This window comes from Actinomycetota bacterium, from assembly GCA_041658625.1.
Classification (GTDB): Bacteria; Actinomycetota; JAHEXW01; order JAHEXW01; family JAHEXW01; genus JBAZZW01.
In genome coordinates this window covers 770,082-788,997 of the sequence record JBAZZW010000001.1, presented here as the reverse complement: position 1 = coordinate 788,997, position 18,916 = coordinate 770,082, and the positions used below count along the sequence as shown (strand labels likewise).

22 protein-coding genes and 2 riboswitches are annotated in these 18,916 nt (G+C 54.6%); of the genes, 2 read left to right on the top strand and 20 right to left on the bottom strand.

Going from position 1 to position 18,916, the window contains the following annotated elements; translation table 11 throughout:
• Positions 1 to 132: 132 nt before the first annotated feature.
• The 5 genes from WC891_04005 to WC891_03985 all read right to left on the bottom strand — a co-directional run bounded on the left by WC891_04005 (position 133) and on the right by WC891_03985 (position 5,943).
• The gene (locus WC891_04005; protein ID MFA5867115.1) at positions 133 to 1,545 is read right to left on the bottom strand and encodes a PIG-L family deacetylase; all 1,413 of its coding nucleotides are present in this window, start codon (positions 1,543 to 1,545) and stop codon (positions 133 to 135) included.
• Complete coding sequence (locus tag WC891_04000; GenBank protein MFA5867114.1) at positions 1,542 to 2,660, bottom strand: Fic family protein; 1,119 nt, start codon at positions 2,658 to 2,660, stop codon at positions 1,542 to 1,544. The genes WC891_04005 and WC891_04000 overlap by 4 nt, the downstream gene beginning before the upstream one ends.
• Positions 2,661 to 3,160: 500 nt before the next feature.
• A complete protein-coding gene (gene msrB, locus WC891_03995; GenBank protein MFA5867113.1) occupies positions 3,161 to 3,568 on the bottom strand; it encodes a peptide-methionine (R)-S-oxide reductase MsrB in 408 nt (135 codons plus the stop codon).
• A 318-nt stretch (positions 3,569 to 3,886) separates the two neighbouring features.
• Positions 3,887 to 4,663, bottom strand: a complete 777-nt coding sequence (locus WC891_03990) for a hypothetical protein (GenBank protein MFA5867112.1) — start codon at positions 4,661 to 4,663, stop codon at positions 3,887 to 3,889.
• Positions 4,660 to 5,943 (bottom strand): prenyltransferase/squalene oxidase repeat-containing protein, encoded by a 1,284-nt coding sequence (locus WC891_03985; protein ID MFA5867111.1) that lies wholly within the window; start codon positions 5,941 to 5,943, stop codon positions 4,660 to 4,662. Before WC891_03985 ends, WC891_03990 begins: the two co-directional genes overlap by 4 nt.
• 127 nt (positions 5,944 to 6,070) lie before the next feature.
• A riboswitch (adenosylcobalamin (AdoCbl) riboswitch) is annotated at positions 6,071 to 6,214 on the bottom strand.
• Between the two features lie 69 nt (positions 6,215 to 6,283).
• Between WC891_03985 and WC891_03980 the strand changes: the two genes are divergently transcribed.
• Together WC891_03980 and WC891_03975 are read left to right on the top strand one after the other, a co-directional pair.
• Positions 6,284 to 6,715 carry a phosphate-starvation-inducible PsiE family protein gene (locus WC891_03980; protein ID MFA5867110.1) on the top strand — a complete coding sequence of 144 codons (432 nt, stop codon included), beginning with the start codon at positions 6,284 to 6,286 and terminating at the stop codon, positions 6,713 to 6,715.
• A gap of 25 nt (positions 6,716 to 6,740) precedes the next feature.
• Entirely contained in the window at positions 6,741 to 7,133 is a 393-nt protein-coding gene (locus WC891_03975; protein ID MFA5867109.1) for a hypothetical protein, read from the top strand.
• A gap of 1 nt (position 7,134) precedes the next feature.
• Here WC891_03975 and WC891_03970 read toward each other — a convergent pair whose 3' ends face one another.
• The 15 genes from WC891_03970 to WC891_03900 form a co-directional block, all read right to left on the bottom strand.
• Positions 7,135 to 7,554 (bottom strand): PIN domain nuclease, encoded by a 420-nt coding sequence (locus tag WC891_03970; GenBank protein ID MFA5867108.1) that lies wholly within the window; start codon positions 7,552 to 7,554, stop codon positions 7,135 to 7,137.
• A complete protein-coding gene (locus WC891_03965) occupies positions 7,541 to 7,747 on the bottom strand; it encodes a type II toxin-antitoxin system VapB family antitoxin (GenBank protein MFA5867107.1) in 207 nt (68 codons plus the stop codon). Before WC891_03965 ends, WC891_03970 begins: the two co-directional genes overlap by 14 nt.
• A gap of 111 nt (positions 7,748 to 7,858) precedes the next feature.
• The gene (locus WC891_03960) at positions 7,859 to 8,545 is read right to left on the bottom strand and encodes a molybdopterin-dependent oxidoreductase (GenBank protein MFA5867106.1); all 687 of its coding nucleotides are present in this window, start codon (positions 8,543 to 8,545) and stop codon (positions 7,859 to 7,861) included.
• 157 nt (positions 8,546 to 8,702) lie between these two features.
• Complete coding sequence (locus WC891_03955) at positions 8,703 to 8,909, bottom strand: TOBE domain-containing protein (GenBank protein ID MFA5867105.1); 207 nt, start codon at positions 8,907 to 8,909, stop codon at positions 8,703 to 8,705.
• A gap of 128 nt (positions 8,910 to 9,037) precedes the next feature.
• Positions 9,038 to 9,904, bottom strand: coding sequence for a substrate-binding domain-containing protein (locus tag WC891_03950; GenBank protein ID MFA5867104.1), 867 nt, complete (start codon positions 9,902 to 9,904; stop codon positions 9,038 to 9,040).
• A gap of 92 nt (positions 9,905 to 9,996) precedes the next feature.
• Positions 9,997 to 10,135: riboswitch (molybdenum cofactor riboswitch) on the bottom strand.
• Positions 10,136 to 10,183: 48 nt separating this feature from the next.
• Positions 10,184 to 10,558 (bottom strand): hypothetical protein, encoded by a 375-nt coding sequence (locus WC891_03945; GenBank protein MFA5867103.1) that lies wholly within the window; start codon positions 10,556 to 10,558, stop codon positions 10,184 to 10,186.
• Between the two features lie 299 nt (positions 10,559 to 10,857).
• Complete coding sequence (purF, locus tag WC891_03940) at positions 10,858 to 12,303, bottom strand: amidophosphoribosyltransferase (protein MFA5867102.1); 1,446 nt, start codon at positions 12,301 to 12,303, stop codon at positions 10,858 to 10,860.
• A complete protein-coding gene (gene purL / locus WC891_03935; GenBank protein MFA5867101.1) occupies positions 12,288 to 14,486 on the bottom strand; it encodes a phosphoribosylformylglycinamidine synthase subunit PurL in 2,199 nt (732 codons plus the stop codon). The genes purF and purL overlap by 16 nt, the downstream gene beginning before the upstream one ends.
• Positions 14,487 to 14,526: 40 nt before the next feature.
• Complete coding sequence (gene purQ, locus WC891_03930; GenBank protein ID MFA5867100.1) at positions 14,527 to 15,222, bottom strand: phosphoribosylformylglycinamidine synthase subunit PurQ; 696 nt, start codon at positions 15,220 to 15,222, stop codon at positions 14,527 to 14,529.
• Positions 15,223 to 15,474 carry a phosphoribosylformylglycinamidine synthase subunit PurS gene (purS, locus tag WC891_03925; GenBank protein ID MFA5867099.1) on the bottom strand — a complete coding sequence of 84 codons (252 nt, stop codon included), beginning with the start codon at positions 15,472 to 15,474 and terminating at the stop codon, positions 15,223 to 15,225.
• A complete protein-coding gene (gene purC, locus WC891_03920) occupies positions 15,471 to 16,196 on the bottom strand; it encodes a phosphoribosylaminoimidazolesuccinocarboxamide synthase (GenBank protein ID MFA5867098.1) in 726 nt (241 codons plus the stop codon). Before purC ends, purS begins: the two co-directional genes overlap by 4 nt.
• A gap of 42 nt (positions 16,197 to 16,238) precedes the next feature.
• Positions 16,239 to 16,586, bottom strand: coding sequence for an endonuclease domain-containing protein (locus WC891_03915; protein ID MFA5867097.1), 348 nt, complete (start codon positions 16,584 to 16,586; stop codon positions 16,239 to 16,241).
• 121 nt (positions 16,587 to 16,707) lie between these two features.
• On the bottom strand, positions 16,708 to 18,003 hold the full coding sequence (gene purB, locus WC891_03910) for an adenylosuccinate lyase (GenBank protein MFA5867096.1): 1,296 nt from the start codon (positions 18,001 to 18,003) through the stop codon (positions 16,708 to 16,710).
• A 3-nt stretch (positions 18,004 to 18,006) separates the two neighbouring features.
• Positions 18,007 to 18,489, bottom strand: a complete 483-nt coding sequence (gene purE / locus WC891_03905; protein ID MFA5867095.1) for a 5-(carboxyamino)imidazole ribonucleotide mutase — start codon at positions 18,487 to 18,489, stop codon at positions 18,007 to 18,009.
• Positions 18,490 to 18,514: 25 nt separating this feature from the next.
• Positions 18,515 to 18,862: an endonuclease domain-containing protein gene (locus tag WC891_03900; GenBank protein ID MFA5867094.1), complete on the bottom strand. Its 348-nt coding sequence runs from the start codon at positions 18,860 to 18,862 to the stop codon at positions 18,515 to 18,517.
• Positions 18,863 to 18,916 lie beyond the last annotated feature (54 nt).

The window sequence follows — 18,916 nt, the reverse complement described above, 5'->3', positions numbered from 1 at the left end:
TCGAGCATGCAGGGAAGTCACAGAACGAGCGGAGAGCATGGTTCGCTCGCCGTATACGAACCGGGGTCAGGACTTTCTTCTTATGCGAGAGTCCTGACCCCAAAGCACTAACGATGACAGGACCCGCGCGCACTAGTTTGAGAGTTCTATCCGGCGCCAGACTGTGCGGTCCAGCCAGTTATCTTCACTCTCATTGTCCCTAAACGTATCCACATTGAGCATCATCGTCTTCGCCCCGCCCATAACCGCTACCGGGACCTTGATGACAACCACCGAGGTGTTCTTGACCAGCTCAACCATCGGCATTACCGAGTTCTCGGCCGCCTTCACCGCCTTGGCTTCTCCGTTCAACACCTTGACGTCCAACCGGTTCACACCTAACGAGGTGAAGAACCTCATGTTCATCATCGTTACGACATCCGCGGCCTGCGGTTTCTTAAACTCCACGGCCACGAAGGCGAAATCCTTGTCGTAGGCGAACGCGAACCGGCTGATGTCGCCTTTGCCGCCGAGCTGCTGAGACAACGCGAACGACTCGTAATCGTTTATGACGAGGCCGGGCAGTTTCTTGCCCTCTTCGAACGACGGAACCGTTGAAGCTTGCGATGTTTTTTGGCTCGGATAAAGCGCGAAGAGTTCGTTTGTTCTGATGAAAGACCTGAGCCAGACGCCGTTTACCCTTGTCTGACTCCTATATTTGTTGACCGCCGTAAGCTTATCCGCCGCCGCGGCCTCATCGACCTTATACCGGATCCACGAGGCGTCAATCTCAGCCAAACCGGAGGGCGGCTGCAAAGCATTTTGCGGCCGGTAGAGCGGCGGGCTGGGCCAGAGGATCCCGCGATGGACCAGATAGGTGTACTCCCGAGGTTTCATGTTGTTCTCGGCTAGAACATATTGGGTGAAAGCGTTGACCGCCCAATGATCGTGATGCAGGTCTTCGGGCGTAGGGTAGAAAATAACTGTCGGATTGAAGTCGGTTACCACGGCGGAAAGGTTCTTGGCCAGGCTGTTGCCCGAATACAGTTCGCCGAAACAATAAGCAAAATCGTATGGCACGGCGGTTTTACCGTTCATGGCCAGACGGGGATTATTGTCGTCCCAATTGGCGCGCCACAGGGAATTCGTGCTGCCGTCGCCGAATCCCATAAAGACCAGGTCGGTTACGCCCAGGCCTTTCATAGCGGCCAGACTCTCCAAATGTCTGGTTTTTCCCAGCTCAAGATAGTCGGCCGGCGACAGGTTAAGCTTCAGGCTTTCCGCTTTCGCGGCGTTCGTCCCGGCGTCGCCTTCCGTAACAATGACCACTTTGACCTTGGCTCCGATCTTGACGGCCTGTTTGGCCAAAAGCCCCGGTCCCAGCGTTTCGTCGTCGGGGTGAGGTGCGATGATCATGACTCTATCGTCGGCGGATATCGCCACAGCCGCGGTCGGCGCGTCTACCGTCCGGTCGTAAACAAGGACCTTGGCCAGCACCCCTCCGGCGATTAGAAGGATTCCGACAACTGCCGCCGCTATTATTAGAATCCGCCGCGTTTTATTCAAGAAAGCCTCCTTTGGGTTTGCGTTTCAATAACGCTTAGATTGGGGTATATCCGACCATCTGTTTCTTTGATTAAACCGCTTTGGCGTATTAAAGTTAAGTCGCCACGCAAGGTCCACTCGCCTTTTCCGCGATACAGCTTTTTCGCCCAATCCGGAATCGCGGCGACGAACTCTCGGGGCGTTATCCCCTCTTCGGTGTTGGCAATCGCCTTCAAGACGGCGGCCAGACGCTGGCTGATCTCCCCTAAGTCCACAAGCGCATCAACGTACTGGGAGTATTTTATTACTTTCAGATAGGGGACTCCTTGCGCGTTCAAGTCCGCAAGGTCAATAAGGAAGCCGTCTAAGGCGAACTCAACGAACTTAGTCAAATCACCGTCGTACTTTAATCTGGCGTCTTCAAGCGCATTGATATATGCCTTTCTGTTCTTGTAATAAAAGTTTGCGAGGGAATAAAAACCGGCCGCGGCATATCCGCCATGATATAACAGAAACGCTTCGACCGCCCTGGCAACACGGCCGTTACCGTCTCCGAAAGGGTGCACGCTCACAAAATAGAAGTGGCCTAGAACCGCCCTCACGATGGGATGAAGGGTGACGCAATCCTTTGAGTTGATAAAGGCCGTGAATTCTTTCATCAGTCCAGGAACAGCCTTGGGGTCGGGAAACTCATAGATGCCCGCGTAGACGAAGTCCCTTCGGTATTCTCCGGGAATGTTCAGGTCGTTGCGGATATTCCGGGTCGTGATAGCGTGAGCCTTTTTGATGAATATTTCATCAACCTTGGGCGTCTTAGTCGTCTTCTGTTCCTTAAGAAACCGCATCGCGTCCCTGGCGTTAATGTTTTCCTGCTCATCAACATTTTGCGAAGCCACCCCGGAACCATCGACAATCGACGCGACCTCATCCTCCGTCATCCGGTTGCCTTCGATGCCCGTTGTGCCGCGCACAGCCCTGATTATGTTTAGACGTTCCATCCTTGCCCGGGCAACCGGTGGCAGCGGCAGGTCTTCTAAAGTCTCAGTCATCCCGTCTATGGCCGCCAATCTGGCCTCGAGAGACTTAAGGTTCAACTTTATTTCAAACCTGACATCCCAATTATTATTTTTCGACACACGCCCTTCTTCCAATTCCGTTTCCAATTGTTCTTCCAACGCCTATATTTACTATGCTTACGCCTTTATGCTGTTAGTATAGCATATATTCTTACGTCTAATCCATTAGTGGTGTTTTCATTCCAAGGATATTTCCAACGTTTGTTTATCATAAAGAGGTCGAGCGCTATTTTGTGTGAGTCTAGACTGAGGTGTGGGTGGGGGCATTCAAACAAAGGGGTCATTTTTCTCTCTTCTCTATGGAGAGATAGCCCCCTCACCGAACCTCTCCTACGCCAAAGAACTTGGCTCACAGGCCGCGGGGGAGAGGGAACTTCTCCACGCACTACGCTTGGTCGAAGAATATTAGGGTCGAGTATGCAGGCAAATCGTCGATCGAGCGGAGAGCATTGTTCGCGAAGGCGTTGCGACTTGAAACACGGGGTCAGGCCCTATCGCATAAGAAGAAAGGGCCTGACCCCAAAGCACTAACGATGGTAGGCCGCGAGCTGCATGCGAGTCTATTTATCTCTCTGTTCGAGGTTCAGTGAGGCTGAGTTGATGCAGTAACGGAAGCCGCTGGGCTTATCTTCTTCAGGAAAAACATGCCCGAGGTGCGCGCCGCAGTTTCCGCAGGTGACTTCCGTCCGTACCGTGCCAAGGGAGGTGTCTGTGCTCTCTTCGATGGGCGCGCCTTCAACCGGGTGGGTAAAGCTCGGCCAGCCGCAGCCTGAATCGTACTTGGCTTCCGAATCAAACAGTTCAGCGCCACAGCAAATGCACTGGTAAACACCCCCGTCGTTACAGTCCCAGTACTTATTGGAGTAAGGCGGTTCGGTGACCTTCTCCTGCGTAACACGGTACTGCTCCGCGGTCAACCGCTTCTTTAATTCTTGATCTTTCTTCTCGCGGTCCTTCAACGTATCCATATAGGTAGTATAAAACGAAAATTCAGAGAATGAAACATTTATTACAATATTTTGAAAAAATAACATTGGCCCCCTCACCTAAATCCTCTCCCCGACGGGGAGAGGGAACTTCTCCACGCACTACGCTTGGTCGAAGAATATTAGGGTCGAGCATGCGGACGAATCGCTTGTCGAGCGGAAAGCATTGTTCGCGAAAGCGTTGCGACTTGAAACACGGGGTCAGGCCCTATCGCATAAGAAGAAAGGGCCTGACCCCAAAGCCCTAATGATGGTAGGCCGCGAGCCTGCCTGCAGCAGGCAGGCTGCCTGCGAGTCACTTTATTTTTCTTGTCTTTTCTTACTAATCCCCTGATAAGCCGCCATTGTTGCCAATCCGCCGACGATGAAGCCAAAAAACGCATAGTTGGCCGTGCCGTCGCCGGAATCCGGTTTCTTGGCGGTTCCGGTGGCGTTTTGCTTCGCCCCAGTCTGTTTTTTAGCCGAGCCGGTTCCGGCGCCGCCATTCGTGGAGACACCGGCCCCGTTGGCGGCATTATTATTGCCGGTCGCGCTATTGCCGGTCGTTCCGCCTCCGTTAGCTTGGCCGTTGGCCGAAGCGGCGGTGTCCGCTCCCGTCGGCACAGTGGTTGGCTGGGGGTCGCCGTAAACCGACCTGTAAATATCATCGAAGGTCATGGAAGGCAGGCCGCAGCTCCTGCTGCCGTTCTGCGACATCCATTGCCACCCCTCAACGTCGCCCGGGTGAACCCGGTAGCCGCCGGCGCCGGTCTGCGAATATGACCAACCGCCGCCGCTTCCGTGCCAGTATGACCAGAAGTACTGACCGCTGTTCCAGTCGTCGGCCGAACCTTCCCCGTCAATGCCGTAAACGACAGTACCCAGCGCCGAGTTGCTCAGGTCGGTGGACAAGCCAGATTCCTGTAGGAGCCCTATGGCCGAGATGCTGTCCCCTTCAAAGCCGACGCAGCGGACGGCTACAGAGCCGTCGCCGTGCATGACAACCAATCCGGCGTAGTTCGTGGCCAGCGCGGCCGGGCCTGCGGCCAGCCACAGCAGGCCGGCCACTAATATTGTTTTCAATCCGAGTCTGTTCATGACCTGTTCAATCCTATCTTTCGGGTAATAAAAGCGATAGCCAGAAACGCGGCCGATCCGCCGAGGAATCCAAAGACACCGTAGAGAAGCTTCTTTAAAGTGTCGCTGACTCCTTTGGCTCCTGCCGCTATATTGCCTTTACCGTTGCCGTCGCCGGAAGAAGTGGAGTTCAACGCCGTATTTTGTCCGGTTATTGTGGAAGCGCCGGTTCCTGCCCCTGATGCGCTCGCCTTGCCGGAACCTGACGATCTGCCTTGCGGAGACGAACCGGTAGACTGAACGGAAGCGGCGTCGGATGAGGACGACGGCGATGTTCCCGGACTGCCAGGACCCGGCTGAGCCGCCGGGGCATCGCCGCTCAGGTCAGCATAGAATGGAAACGGACGGCTAAGGAGCGCCGGCACGGCCTGGTAAGTGCTCATTAAGTCATCTGCCGACCAGCTCTTCATCAATCCGAAGGCGCCGCTCGGATTCTGCATTCCTGAGAGGAAGGTAAAGGGTGTATTCCCGCCGGTCGTCCAGGCGGACCCGGCCGGATCTTCGCCCGCGGAGACCAATCCTTGAATCACCCAGGACGTTGAACAAGAGTCGGAATCGGTTCCCCAGGCGGATGGGTTGGCCCAGGGAAAGCCACCGTCCGTATTCTGTTGCGTATGCAGATAGGCAATGGCGTTCTGGACGCCCGCCGAGGACGACGATTGTCCGACCGCGGCCAAAGCCTGGAGACAAAGTGCCGTCGCATTGGTGTCGCCGCCGGTACCCTTGCCGTTGAATGCGAAGGCGCCACTATCTTCCTGGCTGGATGTAAGGTAGGTGACTGCCTCGGCCGGCAGCGACTCGCCGGCGGACGCCAGGGCAAGAATCGCCCAGGGATGATGAATGTAGAACGAACCGTACTTGCCGGCCACCGGATCATAGGTTGAGTTGAGCAGAGTGATCCAGTCGACACCGCCGAAGGAATGAGGGTCCTCTCCGATGCTGGTCAGGGCTAATATTAATTGGGCGATTTTGGCGGTGTTGGCCGACGCGGTCGACGGGTCGCCCAACAACGCCGTTTGCGTGGCCAAGTAATCCAGAGGCGACGAACCGCCGGCCTTCATTAGACGCGGGTCGCGATCGGCCGCCGAGACAGCCAAGACGACTCCGATCGTCGCGTTGATGGTCCCGTCGAAGCCGATGAAACTGCCGTCAGCCTGCTGCTGACCGGCTAAATTGGTCAAAGCGTTGTCCACGGCCGGCGTAACCGTAACTCCCCCGGCTATACCTACGGACTGCGCCAACAAAAGAGCAACTATTGCCAAAAACAATAACAAGCGCCTCATCATGTCACTCCCATCTCTACCATCACTTCCATCACTCCCAATCAAAAAATCCCCCAGCGTCTCGACGGGGGATTCAAAAAGCAAAAAACAGCCTCTTTAATCCGCGAAGATCAGCTGATTACGGCTTGTCCGGTTTGGTGTCTGACTTTAGGAATATCATTCCTGTTCACAGTGGCGCGACCGTGCCCGATTTTCACGGGCTTCCCTGCGCCGGACAGTATATTCGGTTTGTTCCTTTGTACTACAGGCAACGCCCGGTGTCAACGCTAGATGATTCTCTTTCGGTTATACTAGTGCCATGACAGGACATGCTAGATTACAGGGATGGGCGGAACGCTATACACGGTTTATCGAGGACGCGGTTGTCGTCGCCGAGGTCCTTATCGCCGGCATCATGCTGATACTTATCATCCTGGGCGTCGCTTATCTAGTTGTCTCGCTGGTCGCAAGCTTCGGTGAAGGCTTTGTCTTCGACCATGACAGACTAATCAAGCTCCTAGACATCGCCCTGATCGTCTTTATCATCATCGAGCTATTCCGGATTACCCTCGCGTATATTACCGGCGAACGTGTTATGCCCACCGTCATTGAGGCGGCTTTTGTCGCTGTTGGCCGGAAGATCGTCCTGTACGAGTTCAAGAGCGATGGATTATATGGGGCGTTGTCGCTGGCGGCCCTGCTGGCGGTCGTCGCCGCCGCGCACTATTTGACTCGGGAGAAGCCCACATGAGGCCAAGTGGTAGTACCATAAAAGCATGAAAGCCCTTGCCAAAGTTATCCACTATGTGGCCCGCACCCTGGCCATTCTCCTCGCCGGTATGCTATCGGTTTTTATCCTGGAGGGCTTCGACCCGGCCTTTGGCTGGCAGTCGGGAGTCGCGCACGCCATTCTCGCGGCCATTGCCGTCACTTTGGCCATTCTTGCGCATACGCGGCCGAAGATGGGCGGGTGGTTATATATAGGTTTGGCGCTGGGACTTCTGGCCTTGATGCTGCTGACAAGTCCGATGGCCAGATCGGGGACGGCGCAATTCATTCAGCTTCTATTGACCATAAGCCCAATCGTGCTTTTCATCTGCTCAATCGGGGTTTTATTCCTGCTCGACGCCCGGTGGACCGGGAAAGAAAAGGAAATCATCGAAGATTAGATTAACCGGCTATCAGGCCCTCGGGCTTAACGATTCGGAGATCTTTAACAACAGAGGCAATCTGATCAAAGTCGGCATCATTGTGCAGAACTGTTTTATCGTTTTCTATCGCAATCGCCGCAATTAAGCAGTCGCCGCTATTTCTAATCGTTTTACCCTGCCGCCGGCAATCCCTATATATTTGAGCGGCGGCCAGATGGGTTTCAAGACCCTGTGGTGAGAGAACGGGAAATCGCAAGATATCCTCAAGAAAACCGTAATAATCGTTATCATCGACAACGCCCCGCATGAATTCGTTAACATTGATATCCGCAATACAAATCGGCGTTCCGTCTGCTACCAGGGTATGGAGGGCAGCCGCCGCTACAGTGTTCGTGCCCCTTACGAAATCAATCCACACCGATGTGTCAACTAAAATCAAATCGGTCTCTCCTCATCTCGTCAAGATCGCCTTCCCAATTAATTTTTCCGGCCCATCTTAAGATGTTCTTTTGTTTCCGCCGCGCCACAAGCTCCTGTAACGCCATGTCAACAAGTTCCCGCTTTGTCTTAGCGTCTGTAAGTCTAAACGCCTCTTTTACTAGGTCGTCGTCCAAAACAATATTAGTTCTCATTTCGCTCACCTCTACACCTAATATAGCAAACTATGGTGTATTTATCTAGTGGTTTGTGTGTATTATGGAGGCGGGGAAACGATGGTACGCCGCGAGGCAAACTATTTTGCTTTAGTTGCCGAAGAAGGCTTTGTCTTTGTCGCCGGTATTGCTATAGCCGCGGCTCTCCCAGTAACCTTTGTAGTTCAGGTTGTCGGAGAGCTCGATGCGCTCAATCCACTTGATCCACTTGTAGCCCCACTTCTGCTCGGCGACAAGTTCAAACGGGAAGCCGCGCTCGGCCGGCAGGGTGACGCCGTTCATTTTGTAGGCCATGAGGATATCGTTCTTCGTCAGATAGCTCACAGGGAACGAGGTTGTATAACCATCACGCGCGTGGAAGATGACAATCTTCGCGTTTGATTTAACGCCGGCTTCCTTCAAGAGGTCGCGCACAAGGATGCCTTCCCATAGGATGGTTACATCCCAGCCTTCAACACAAGACAGCGTCAGGACCTTCGAATATTTCTTGTGCTTGTCGATAACATCGCTATAGGTGTAGGTTTTGGGTTTGTTGACAAGGCCGTCCACACGCAGACGGTACGACGCCTGTTCGACGATCTGGGGACCTTTGATGGAGTTTTCCCTGAAATCGGTGATTGACGAGAGCCGCTGGCCTTTGTACTCGCGGACTTCTTTTTTAGCTAACTTGGTTATATCGGAAGATGGATTGGTCCCGCCTGTTGCGCAGCCAGCTACAATTCCTGCGGCAAGCAGAAGAAGAAATAAGATTGCCCAGTATTTCCATCTAGTATCCATAACAATATTATACCGCCGGTGGAGTCTTTAAATAGAAAGGCCGCCCGTTTGACGGGCGGCCTTTCTTGGAATTTCTTAGGTTTAGGGATTGCCCGGCAGAATAGCCCCCTCTCTTTCAGGAAGAAGGCTCTGTGATGCAATACTCTGCGGTGGCTTACTACTTGCCGACCAAAATCTCAGTGGCTTTGATGATGGCAGTGACGTCATCGCCTGCCGCCAATCCCAGCCGTTCGGTCGAGGCCTTTGTGATCTCCGCGACCACTGTTATCGGGCCGTTAACCTCGATTGTTACTTCCCCCATGATTGCCCCAGTCTTTACGTCAACTACTTTCCCTTGGAACTGGTTCCTCGCGCTCAGTTGCATGCGAACCCCTTTTCCGAAGTTGTCTCTCTTGACTGTACCGCTATCTTTCTTGGGCATCAAAAAAAGAGAGGGCCAAAAGGGCCAGGACTCGCATTCCACGAATCCTGGCCCTTTATTCAGAGTAAATCTTACGGATTGCCTGTGGCGGCGCTAGGCGTGAACAATGCCTGGCCGTATTTCTTTACACCGAACTCGCCGATCAGTTTCTGAACATCGGCTGAGGTAATCCAGTCAACGAATTTCTTGGCGTCGACTTCGTTCACTTTCGAGAACTTGGCCTTGTTTACAACAATAACGCCGTAGGGATTGAAGAGCTCTTTCTGCCCCTCAACTATGATTTCCAGCGTCAGCGTTTTCTTGAGCGCCAGGTACGTGCCCCGGTCGATCAAGATATAGGCCTGCTTCTCCTCGGCGATCTTGGTGCTCTCGCCCATGCCCTGGCCGGTAACGATGTACCAGGCGCCGGCCGGCGTTACGGCTGCTTTGGTCCAGATAGATTTTTCCTTGTTATGCGTCCCGGAGTTATCCCCTCTGCTGACGAAATTGGCTTGCGCAGCAGCAATAGCCGCGAATGCCTTAGCGGGACCCTGACCTTTGGCCTTTGCCGGGTCGCTCTTGGGACCGATGAGGACGAAATCGTTGTACATTACGTCCTTGCGGATCGAGCCATATCCTTCAGCCATGAATTTATCTTCATTCGTTCTTGAGTGGACAAGCAAGACATCGGCTTCACCCCGCTGGCCCATAGCAATGGCCTCACCGGTACCGACCGCAATCGGTTTGACCTTCACGTTGTACTTCTTCTCGAACATCGGTAACAGATAGTCGAGAAGCCCCGTGTCGGCGGTGCTGGTCGTAGTCGCCAAAATCAGGTTAGTCGCAGCTGGCTTTGTTTCGGTCTTGGTCACTGTCTTGGTACATCCGAACAGCCCGATTGACAAAATCAAGCTGAGCGCGACGGTTGCCGCAATAATTCTTGTTCTTGATCTACCCAAAAATCTTCCTCCTTAAGCTAATCATCCGACATGCGATTCACTGATATAAAAAAGCGCATACCGTATGAAAAGACAACAGGTATGCGCCAACCTAGAGGCACAATCCGTCTCCTTTCCAAATACGGGAGGCGCAGGAATTGCTTCCTACACCCTTTGAGCGCCAGAGTACTTTGGCGCTCGTCGCCCCAATCATCCGCGTGGGATGAATCGGGGTCGGAGAGTATATTCAATTGCTTACAAAATATCAGAACCCGACAAGCCTGTCAATAGTAACAATGCTTACGAAGTTTTGTACCGGTTTAATATTTCGAGCGTCGCCGTTTGGATGCGGTGCCGGATATCCTCAGCAGTTGTCGCCCAATCGTCAAGCGCCGGTTCATGCCTGAAAGGCAGAATCCAACCGTGGCCAATGGCATCCTGGGCGGCGTGTAAGGTGTAGCCAAGCAGCTTAAGGTCGCGGCGGCGGCGGGCGCGCCAGGCTAAAACACTTCCGATAAGACCGGCGCCGAACAGTCTGAAATGTACCCAGGGTTTGACCCATCGCTTCTTGTCCAAATCGAGGTCAGCCTGCCCGATCAGTTCGGCCTCTTCCGGCGAGAAACCGGCCTCGATCGCCCACTTAATAGTCAGGTCGCGGTGCACATATGGTCCCATAGAAACAGTATAGTCATTTGCGCAAATTCCGTATTTGTGCAAATGCAGAAATGAAGTCCTCCCGGACACATTCCCGGGAATGTGTCCTAAGTAATAGCACCCTCACCCTGCCCTCTCCCCGTAGGGGCGAGGAGATAATATTGATCGAGCATGTAGGCAAATCGCTGTTCGAGCGGAGAGCATTGTTCGCGAAGGCGTTGCGACTTGAAACACGGGGTCAGGCCCTATCGCATAAGAAGAAAGGGCCTGACCCCAAAGCCCTAACGATGGTAGGCCGCGAGCTGCATGCGAGTCACTTTTTAAAACAGGGTTTCGGCTTTCTTGCCTTTTTCCAGGGAGAACTTAGTAACCTTGACGCGTTGCGGGATGGGGATGGGATATTTGCCGTCGAAGCAGGCCATGCAGAATTCCGATTTCAGTCCTCCGACGGCCCGGACCAGCCCGGCGTGGCTGATGTACTTAAGCGAGTCGGCGTTTAGAAAGTCTCGGATCTGAGCGACTGACAAGTTGGCGGCGATCAGATCCTTTCGTTCGGCGGTGTCGATGCCGTAAAAGCAAGGCCACTCAATCTTCGGGCTGCTGACGCGCATGTGGATCTCTTTGGCCCCAGCTTTCCGCAAGACCTGGATGATTTTCTTCGAGGTGTTGCCGCGGACGATCGAATCGTCCACCACGACCAGCCGCTTGCCTTCGATGACCTCTTTGAGCGGATTTAGCTTCAGGCGGATGCCCTGCTGGCGGATGGTTTGCGACGGCTGGATGAACGTCCGGCCGATATAGCGGTTCTTGACGAAACCTTCACCGTAGGGGATGCCGCTTTGTTCCGCGTAGCCCTGGGCGGCGGCGTTGCCCGAGTCCGGCACCGGGATGACGAGATCCGCTTCGACCGGGGCTTCCTTGGCAAGCTCGCGTCCCATATTCTTACGGACTCCGGCTACGTTATGCCCGTACAGATTGCTGTCCGGCCTGGCCAGATAGACATATTCAAAAATACATAGGCTGGGCACCGGTTCTTTGAATATCCGGTACGACTTCAAGCCCTTATCGTCGATGACCACCATCTCGCCCGGTAGAACCTCGCGCAGAAACTCCGCGCCGACAACATCCAAGCCGCAGGTCTCGCTGCTTAAAATATAGTTGCCGTGCAACTGGCCCAGCGCGAGCGGACGGATGCCGAACATGTCGCGCACGCCGATAAGCTTGTTGTCGGTCATGATAACCAGCGAATAAGCGCCTCGGACCCGTTTGACCGCGGAGCGGACGGACGCCTCGACGGTCTTCTTGTTCGCCTGGATGATCAGCTCCGCGATGACCTCGGAATCAGAGGTGGACTGGAATTCAACACCCTTTTTCTGCAACCGGCTACGCAACTCATGCGTGTTGATCAGGTTGCCGTTGTGGGCCAGCGACACAGAAAAATGGTCCGACGCCTTATGGATGGGTTGAGAGTTCTCCCAGTTGGACGTGCCGGTCGTGGAATAGCGGACGTGGCCGATGGCGATATAGCCCTGCAAGGTGTTTAAGTCGCGTTCGGTAAATACCTGGCTGACCAGACCCATGTCCTTGAAGACCATGGTGTTTTCCCCATCGGATACGGCGATACCGGCGCTTTCCTGGCCGCGGTGCTGGAGGGCGTATAAACCGTAGTACGTAAGCTTGGCGACCGACTCTCCGGGGGCGAAAATACCGAAGACGCCGCACTCGTCGTGGACGGTGTCCGTGCTTATGTCTAACTCATCAGGCAATTTAGCGAACCTCGCCAGGCTTGGTTCATCTCTTCGACCGGTATGTCCAGTATATCATCAATGACCAGGTCATTGCCACCGACGCGGCCGATGTACATAACCGGCACCCGGTTGGTGTGGGCTACTCTGTCCAGCAGAAACATGGACTTTTCAGGCAGTGAAACCAGCATCCGGGACTGGGTTTCACTCCACAACCACTCGTTCATTTCCAGATGGTGGATCTTGCCCTTGCCCGCGTTGATGGACGCGCCGACGCCGCCGAGCATACAACATTCGGCCAAAGCGAATCCCAAACCGCCTTCGGAGAGGTCATGCGCGCTCTTAATCAAACCGAGTTTGATTGCTTCTAAAACCGCTTTGTGCAAGCTAAGTTCCTTGGCCAGGTTCAGCGCCGGCGGCCGGCCGGCGACTTTCTTGTGGATGACTTTAAGATATTCACTGCCGCCCAGTTCGGGCAGGGTTTCGCCGATTATTGCGATGACGTGGCCTTCCTTTTTGAATCCGGCCGTCATACGTTTATCGATGTCCTCGATCAATCCCAGCATCCCGACAACCGGCGTCGGGAAAATGGCGCCTTTTTGCCATTCGTTATAGAAACTGACATTGCCGCCCACAACGGGCGTCTCCAGCTTCGCGCAGGCCTCCGACATCCCTATGACGGCCTCGCGGAACTGCCAGAAGTTCTCCGGCTTCTCCGGGTTGCCGAAGTTTAAGCAATCGGTGACGGCCAGCGGTTTCGCGCCCGCGGCCACGACGTTGCGCGCCGCTTCAGCGACCGCGATCTCCGCTCCGACGTAGGGGTCGAGATAACAATAACGGCCGTTTCCGTCGACGGTTAGCGCGATGCCTTTGTTTGTGCCCTTCAAACGGATAACGGCAGCGTCGCCGCCGGGCAAAACCGCCGTGTTGGTCTGGACCATATGGTCATACTGCTCGTAAACCCAGTGCCGGCTGCACAAATTGGGCGATTGGATAAGCTGCAACAACGTCTTGGCGATATCAGCCGGATGCTTCACGCTGCGGGCGTCAAAGGCCTGAACCTTGGCCAGATACTCGGGCTTTTTGACTGGGCGATCGTACTGGATCGCCTCGTCCGCCAGCGAGCGCGCCGGCATGTCCCCAACGACCTCGCCGTTGTCTTTGACGCGGAGTTGTCCGTCGCCGGTCACGTGGCCGATCACACCGGCGTCCAGTCCCCATCTGCGGCAAATCGCCAGAACCTTATCCTTATTCTCAGGAGTACAAATGGCCAACATCCGCTCCTGGCTTTCGCTAACCATGATCTCAAATGCTTCCATGTTCGGTTCCCGCTGTTCGACCAGGCGGACGTCGATCTCCATACCGGTACTGGCGCGGGAAGCCGTTTCGCTGGTGGCGCAGGTCAAACCGGCGCCGCCGAAATCCTGTAACCCGACGACCAACTTGTTATCTATTAGTTCCAGTGAGGCTTCAATTAGAAGTTTCTCCGTAAACGGGTCGCCGACCTGGACGCTAGGCCGCTTGGCCGCCGATTCCTCGGTGAACTCCTGACTGGCCAAGACGCTAACGCCGCCGATGCCATCCCGGCCGGTCTTGTTGCCAAAGACGATGACGACGTTGCCCTCGCCGGAAGCAATACCCTTAGTAATTTTGTCGCGGCGCATCAGACCGACGGCCATGACATTGACCAGCGGATTGCCCTCGTAGCATTCCTCAAAATTCACACTGCCCGCCACCGTCGGCACGCCGGTGCAGTTGCCGTAACCGGCGATGCCCGCCACGACCTCCTCGAAAAGATACTTGGTGCGGTCGTTGGTGAGCTCCCCAAAATATAGCGGGTCCAGCAGCGCGATCGGCCGCGCACCCATGGTGAAAATGTCGCGCAGGATGCCGCCGACGCCGGTGGCAGCGCCCTGGTAGGGCTCGATGGCCGACGGGTGGTTGTGGCTTTCGATCTTCATGGCAATGGCCAGGCCGTCGCCGATGTCGATGATGCCGGCGTTCTCGCCCGGTCCCTGCAGGATTCTGGGACCCTTGGTCGGGAACATCTTCAATACGGGCTTGGAGCTCTTGTAGCTGCAGTGCTCGCTCCACATGACCGAGTACATGGACAGTTCGACCACGGTCGGCTCCCGCCCGAGAATCTTTTTGATCTTGTCGTATTCTTCGGTGGTTAATCCTAACTCTTTATATAGTTCAGGCACTTATTCTTTTCCTTTTCTGCTCAAGGCTCATGGCTCATGGCTATTTGCTCACCGCCGAAATGACGCTTTTGAATATCAGTTGGCCGTCGTGGCTGCCCAGGATGTCTTCAATCGCGCGTTCCGGGTGCGGCATCAGGCCGAACACGTTGCCTTGTTTGTTGACGATGCCGGCGATGTTCTCCAGGCTGCCGTTGGGGTTGGCCTCGGCCGTCGCTTCGCCGTGGCTGTCACAGTAGCGCAAGACGATCTGGCCGTTCGCGTTCATCTCGGCCAGCGTGGCCACGTCGGCGTAATAGTTGCCCTCGTTGTGGGCGATCGGCATCCTAATGACCTCGCCGCTTAAGGCTTTGTTGGTAAAAGCGGTGTCGCTATTGCCGACCGATAGCGTCACATACCGGCAGATGAATTTGAGATCCCTGTTTCGGAGCATCGCGCCAGGCAACAAGCCCGCTTCCAGCAGAATCTGAAAACCGTTGCAGATACCGATAACATGGCCGCCTTTATCCGCGTAATCAAGAATGGCGTCCATGACGGGGCTGAATTTGGCGACGGCTCCCGTACGCAGATAATCGCCGTACGAAAACCCTCCCGGCAGGATTACGCAGTCATACTTGGAGACGTCTTTATCCTGGTGCCAGATGTATGAAGTCTGACCGCCGACGAGCCCCGCGGCGTAATAGCAATCCGTATCGCAGTTGCTACCCGGAAAAACGACGACGCCGAACTTAGCCGGCATTTACGCTTCCTCCAAGATATCGAAGGTATAACTTTCGATCACGGGGTTGGATAAAAGCTCGTGGGAAATCTTGTCTATCTGTTTCTTAAGCGCCGGCCCGTCCCCGCCCTCCAGCCGCATCTCGATGAACTTGCCGACTTTGACCTCGGACACATTATCGTACCCTTGTGTCTTGAGGGCCTTGCCGATGATCTGGCCTTGCGGGTCCAGAATTCCTTCCTTCAGCGTCACGTACACTTTCGCGATTGTCATGAGCCTGTTACTCTCCTTAATACCTCTTCGTAGGCCTCTTCGACGCCGCCAAGATCGCGGCGGAAACGGTCCTTGTCCAATTTCTCATTCGTCTCTTTGTCCCAGAAGCGGCAGGTGTCCGGACTGATCTCGTCGCCCAACACGATGTTGCCTTCCTGGTCGTAGCCGAATTCCATCTTCATGTCGATCAGCTTTAGTCCGATGCTGTCGAAATACCCGGTCAAAATGTCGTTGATTCTGAACGACAGGTCCCGGATATATTTGAATCCGGGCTCGTCGATCAAGCCCAGCTCCATGACGTGCTGGCAGGTGATGATGGGGTCGCCCAGGTCGTCGCGCTTGTAATAAAACTCGACGACGGGTTTCTTCAACGGCGTGCCTTCCTCGTATCCAAGCCGTTTGGCCAGGCTGCCGGCGGCGATATTCCTGGTTATAGCCTCCAGCTTGATCATGTCTAGGTTGTCGATCAACATGTCGCGATCGTTCAACATACCCTCAAAATGCGTCGCGACGCCCTCTTCTTCCAGCATCCTGAACAGCTTTGTCGAAATCGCGGCGTTAGCTACGCCCTTATCCTTGATCTCGCCTTTTTTCTTGCCGTCGAAGGCCGTCGCGCTGTCCTTGAAGTGCTGTATCAGGAGCGCCGGATTGTCCGTCGCGTAAACGATCTTCGCTTTGCCTTCATATATCATTTCGCCCTGTTTAACGTCCTGAACTTGCATTCATGCTCCTTAATCATTCCCCCTCCCTTGAGGGGAGGGGACTTAGGGGAGGGTGGCGCTTGCCTCCCTAATCGTTTCTAATACCCCGTTGGTGTTCTGGAACACATCGTTGTTCCAGAACCTCAATATTAAATAGCCCTGTTCGGTTAACCATTTGTCCCGCTCCAAGTCAACCGATTCTTGATTGTGTTGCCCGCCATCTATTTCAATAATGAGCCTTTTATCAAGACAGGCAAAGTCTACTATATATGGCCCGATAGGCTGTTGCCTGCGAAACTTCAGACCGTCAAGCCGTTTGTCACGAAGGTGCGTCCAGACTTTTGTTTCCGCGTCTGCTTGGTTGTCACGGAGACGTTTGGCTTGACTAGTCTTGTGTTGCTTGGTTGTCAAGGAATTTGCACCCTCACCCCAACCCTCTCCCCTCAAGAGAGAGGGAGTCTTTTATCTGACTCCCGAACCGGTCACGGCGAGGGAGTCGTAATAATCTCACGGTCTAGGTTCTAACTAATATCTACCGCGTCACTTTTCTATTAAAGATCTCGTCGACGTGGCGGACATAGTAGCCGGCGTCGAACAACGGTTCCAGTTCTTCCGGTTTCAAGACGTCGGTAACGTCTTGGTCTTTCATAAGAAACGCTTTGAAATCGTCATCGCCGGACCAAACCGCCATGGCGTTCCTTTGTACGATCCGGTAAGCGTCCTCGCGCAACACACCCTTGGCGATCAAGGCCAGCAGCACACGCTGGGAGAAAATCAAGCCTCGCGTCGCGCCCAGATTATTTTGCATGTTCTCCGGGTATACGGCCAGTTCCCTGATGACGAAGGTGAATTTTTCCAGCATATAGTCTAAGGCCAGCGTGCTGTCGGGAACGATTACACGCTCGACCGAACTGTGCGAGATATCCCGCTCGTGCCACAGCGCCACGTTATCCATGGCCGCCAAGGAATTGGTCCGCACCAACCGCGCCAAACCACAGACGCGCTCGCAGATGACCGGGTTCTTCTTATGCGGCATGGCCGAGCTGCCTTTCTGGCCTTTGCCGAACGGCTCTTCGACCTCGCGTACTTCCGTTTTCTGCAGAGCGCGAATCTCCGTCGCGAATTTATCCAAGCTGGAGGCGGTAAGGGCCAGTGCCACCATGTACTCCGCGTGCCGGTCGCGTTGAATCACCTGGTTGGAAGCAGCTTCAGGTGTAAGTCCCAATTTCTTGCAGACCATTTGCTCGACACGCGGGTCGATATTGGCGTAGGTGCCGACGGCACCTGAAATCATGCCGACGTTTATGTCTTCACGCGCCGCCCGCAAGCGATCCAAGTTCCGCTCCATCTCGTTATGCCAGATAAGAAGCTTCAGTCCGAAGGTTATCGGCTCGGCGTGGACGCCGTGGGTACGGCCGATCATGATGGTGTTCTTATATTTTTCAGCCTGTTTCCGCAATAACGCGGAGAAGGCCGCGGCTTTCTGGATGATTATGTCCATGGCCTCGCGCATCGTCAGCGACAGCCCGGTATCGACCACGTCGGAACTTGTCATACCGTAGTGGATATACTTGCCGGCCGAACCGACATATTCGTTGACGCAGGTCAGGAAGGCGATAACGTCGTGCTGGACCTCGTCTTCTATGTCCAGAATCCTCGGCACGTCGAAGTCCGCGTTCTTCTTAATAGCCGCCAGCGCGTCGCGGGGGATTACACCCAGCTCGGCGTGGGCTTCGCAGGCGGCGATCTCCACGTCAAGCCATTTGCGGTACTTGTTCTCCTCGCTCCAGACCGCCTTCATTTCGGGTAGACAGTAACGGTCGATCATAGCCTATACGCCTCCCGCTTGTTTCTCTCGCATCGCTTTCAGATTCTCCCGGATCTCCGGACGGTTATTGGCGACGATTTCCGCCGCCAGGTAAGCCGCGTTCTTGGCGCCGTCGATGGCGACGGTCGCCACCGGGACGCCGGTCGGCATCATGACTGTTGATAACAGGGCGTCCATACCGTCCAGGGCGCCCGTTTTGATGGGGACGCCGATGACCGGTAAGGTTGTGCCCGCGGCGACGGCTCCGGCCAGGTGCGCCGCCATACCGGCGCCGCAAATAATAGCCAGAAGTCCGCGCTTCTCAGCCGCCGAAGCGTATTCACGAACCATTTCCGGCTGACGGTGGGCGGACATGACCTTAACTTCGCTGGCGACTCCCAACTCGTCAAGGACCTCTTTCGCCGTCTCCATAACGGGCATATCCGACTTGCTGCCCATCACAATGCCAACTAGTGTCTCTGACAACTTGACCTCCAAAACTTTCAATCCCCCTCCCTTGAGGGGAGGGGACTTAGGGGAGGGTGGCGTCTGCCTCCCTTATCGTCTCTAATACCCCGTTGGTGTTCTGGAATACATCGTTGTTCCAGAACCTCAATATTAAATAGCCCTGTTCGGTTAGCCATTTATCTCGTTCCGTGTCAACCGTTTCTTGATTGTGTTGCCCGCCGTCTATCTCAACAATAAGCTTTTTGTCTAAACACGCAAAGTCTACTATATATGGCCCGATAGGCTGTTGCCGGCGAAACTTCATGTCATCGAGCCGTTTGTCACGAAGATGCGTCCAGACTTTTATTTCCGCGTCGGTCTGATTGTCTCGCAGACGTTTGGCTTGACTGGTCTTGTGTTGTTTAGTTGTCAAGGAATTTGCACCCTCACCCCAACCCTTTCCCCTTAAGGGAGAGGGAGTCTTTTG

Excerpts from the sequence above, each read along its gene's own strand:
- WC891_03980 (MFA5867110.1), top strand. The coding sequence starts at position 6,284 with ATGACAGGACATGCTAGATTACAGGGATGGGCGGAACGCTATACACGG.
- purS (MFA5867099.1), bottom strand. The coding sequence starts at position 15,474 with ATGACAATCGCGAAAGTGTACGTGACGCTGAAGGAAGGAATTCTGGAC.
- WC891_03945 (MFA5867103.1), bottom strand. The coding sequence starts at position 10,558 with ATGGGACCATATGTGCACCGCGACCTGACTATTAAGTGGGCGATCGAG.
- purC (MFA5867098.1), bottom strand. The coding sequence starts at position 16,196 with ATGCAAGTTCAGGACGTTAAACAGGGCGAAATGATATATGAAGGCAAA.
- purB (MFA5867096.1), bottom strand. The coding sequence starts at position 18,003 with ATGATCGACCGTTACTGTCTACCCGAAATGAAGGCGGTCTGGAGCGAG.
- WC891_03990 (MFA5867112.1), bottom strand. The coding sequence starts at position 4,663 with ATGAACAGACTCGGATTGAAAACAATATTAGTGGCCGGCCTGCTGTGG.
- msrB (MFA5867113.1), bottom strand. The coding sequence starts at position 3,568 with ATGGATACGTTGAAGGACCGCGAGAAGAAAGATCAAGAATTAAAGAAG.
- WC891_03975 (MFA5867109.1), top strand. The coding sequence starts at position 6,741 with ATGAAAGCCCTTGCCAAAGTTATCCACTATGTGGCCCGCACCCTGGCC.
- WC891_03965 (MFA5867107.1), bottom strand. The coding sequence starts at position 7,747 with ATGAGAACTAATATTGTTTTGGACGACGACCTAGTAAAAGAGGCGTTT.
- purQ (MFA5867100.1), bottom strand. The coding sequence starts at position 15,222 with ATGCCGGCTAAGTTCGGCGTCGTCGTTTTTCCGGGTAGCAACTGCGAT.
- WC891_03960 (MFA5867106.1), bottom strand. The coding sequence starts at position 8,545 with ATGGATACTAGATGGAAATACTGGGCAATCTTATTTCTTCTTCTGCTT.
- WC891_03955 (MFA5867105.1), bottom strand. The coding sequence starts at position 8,909 with ATGCAACTGAGCGCGAGGAACCAGTTCCAAGGGAAAGTAGTTGACGTA.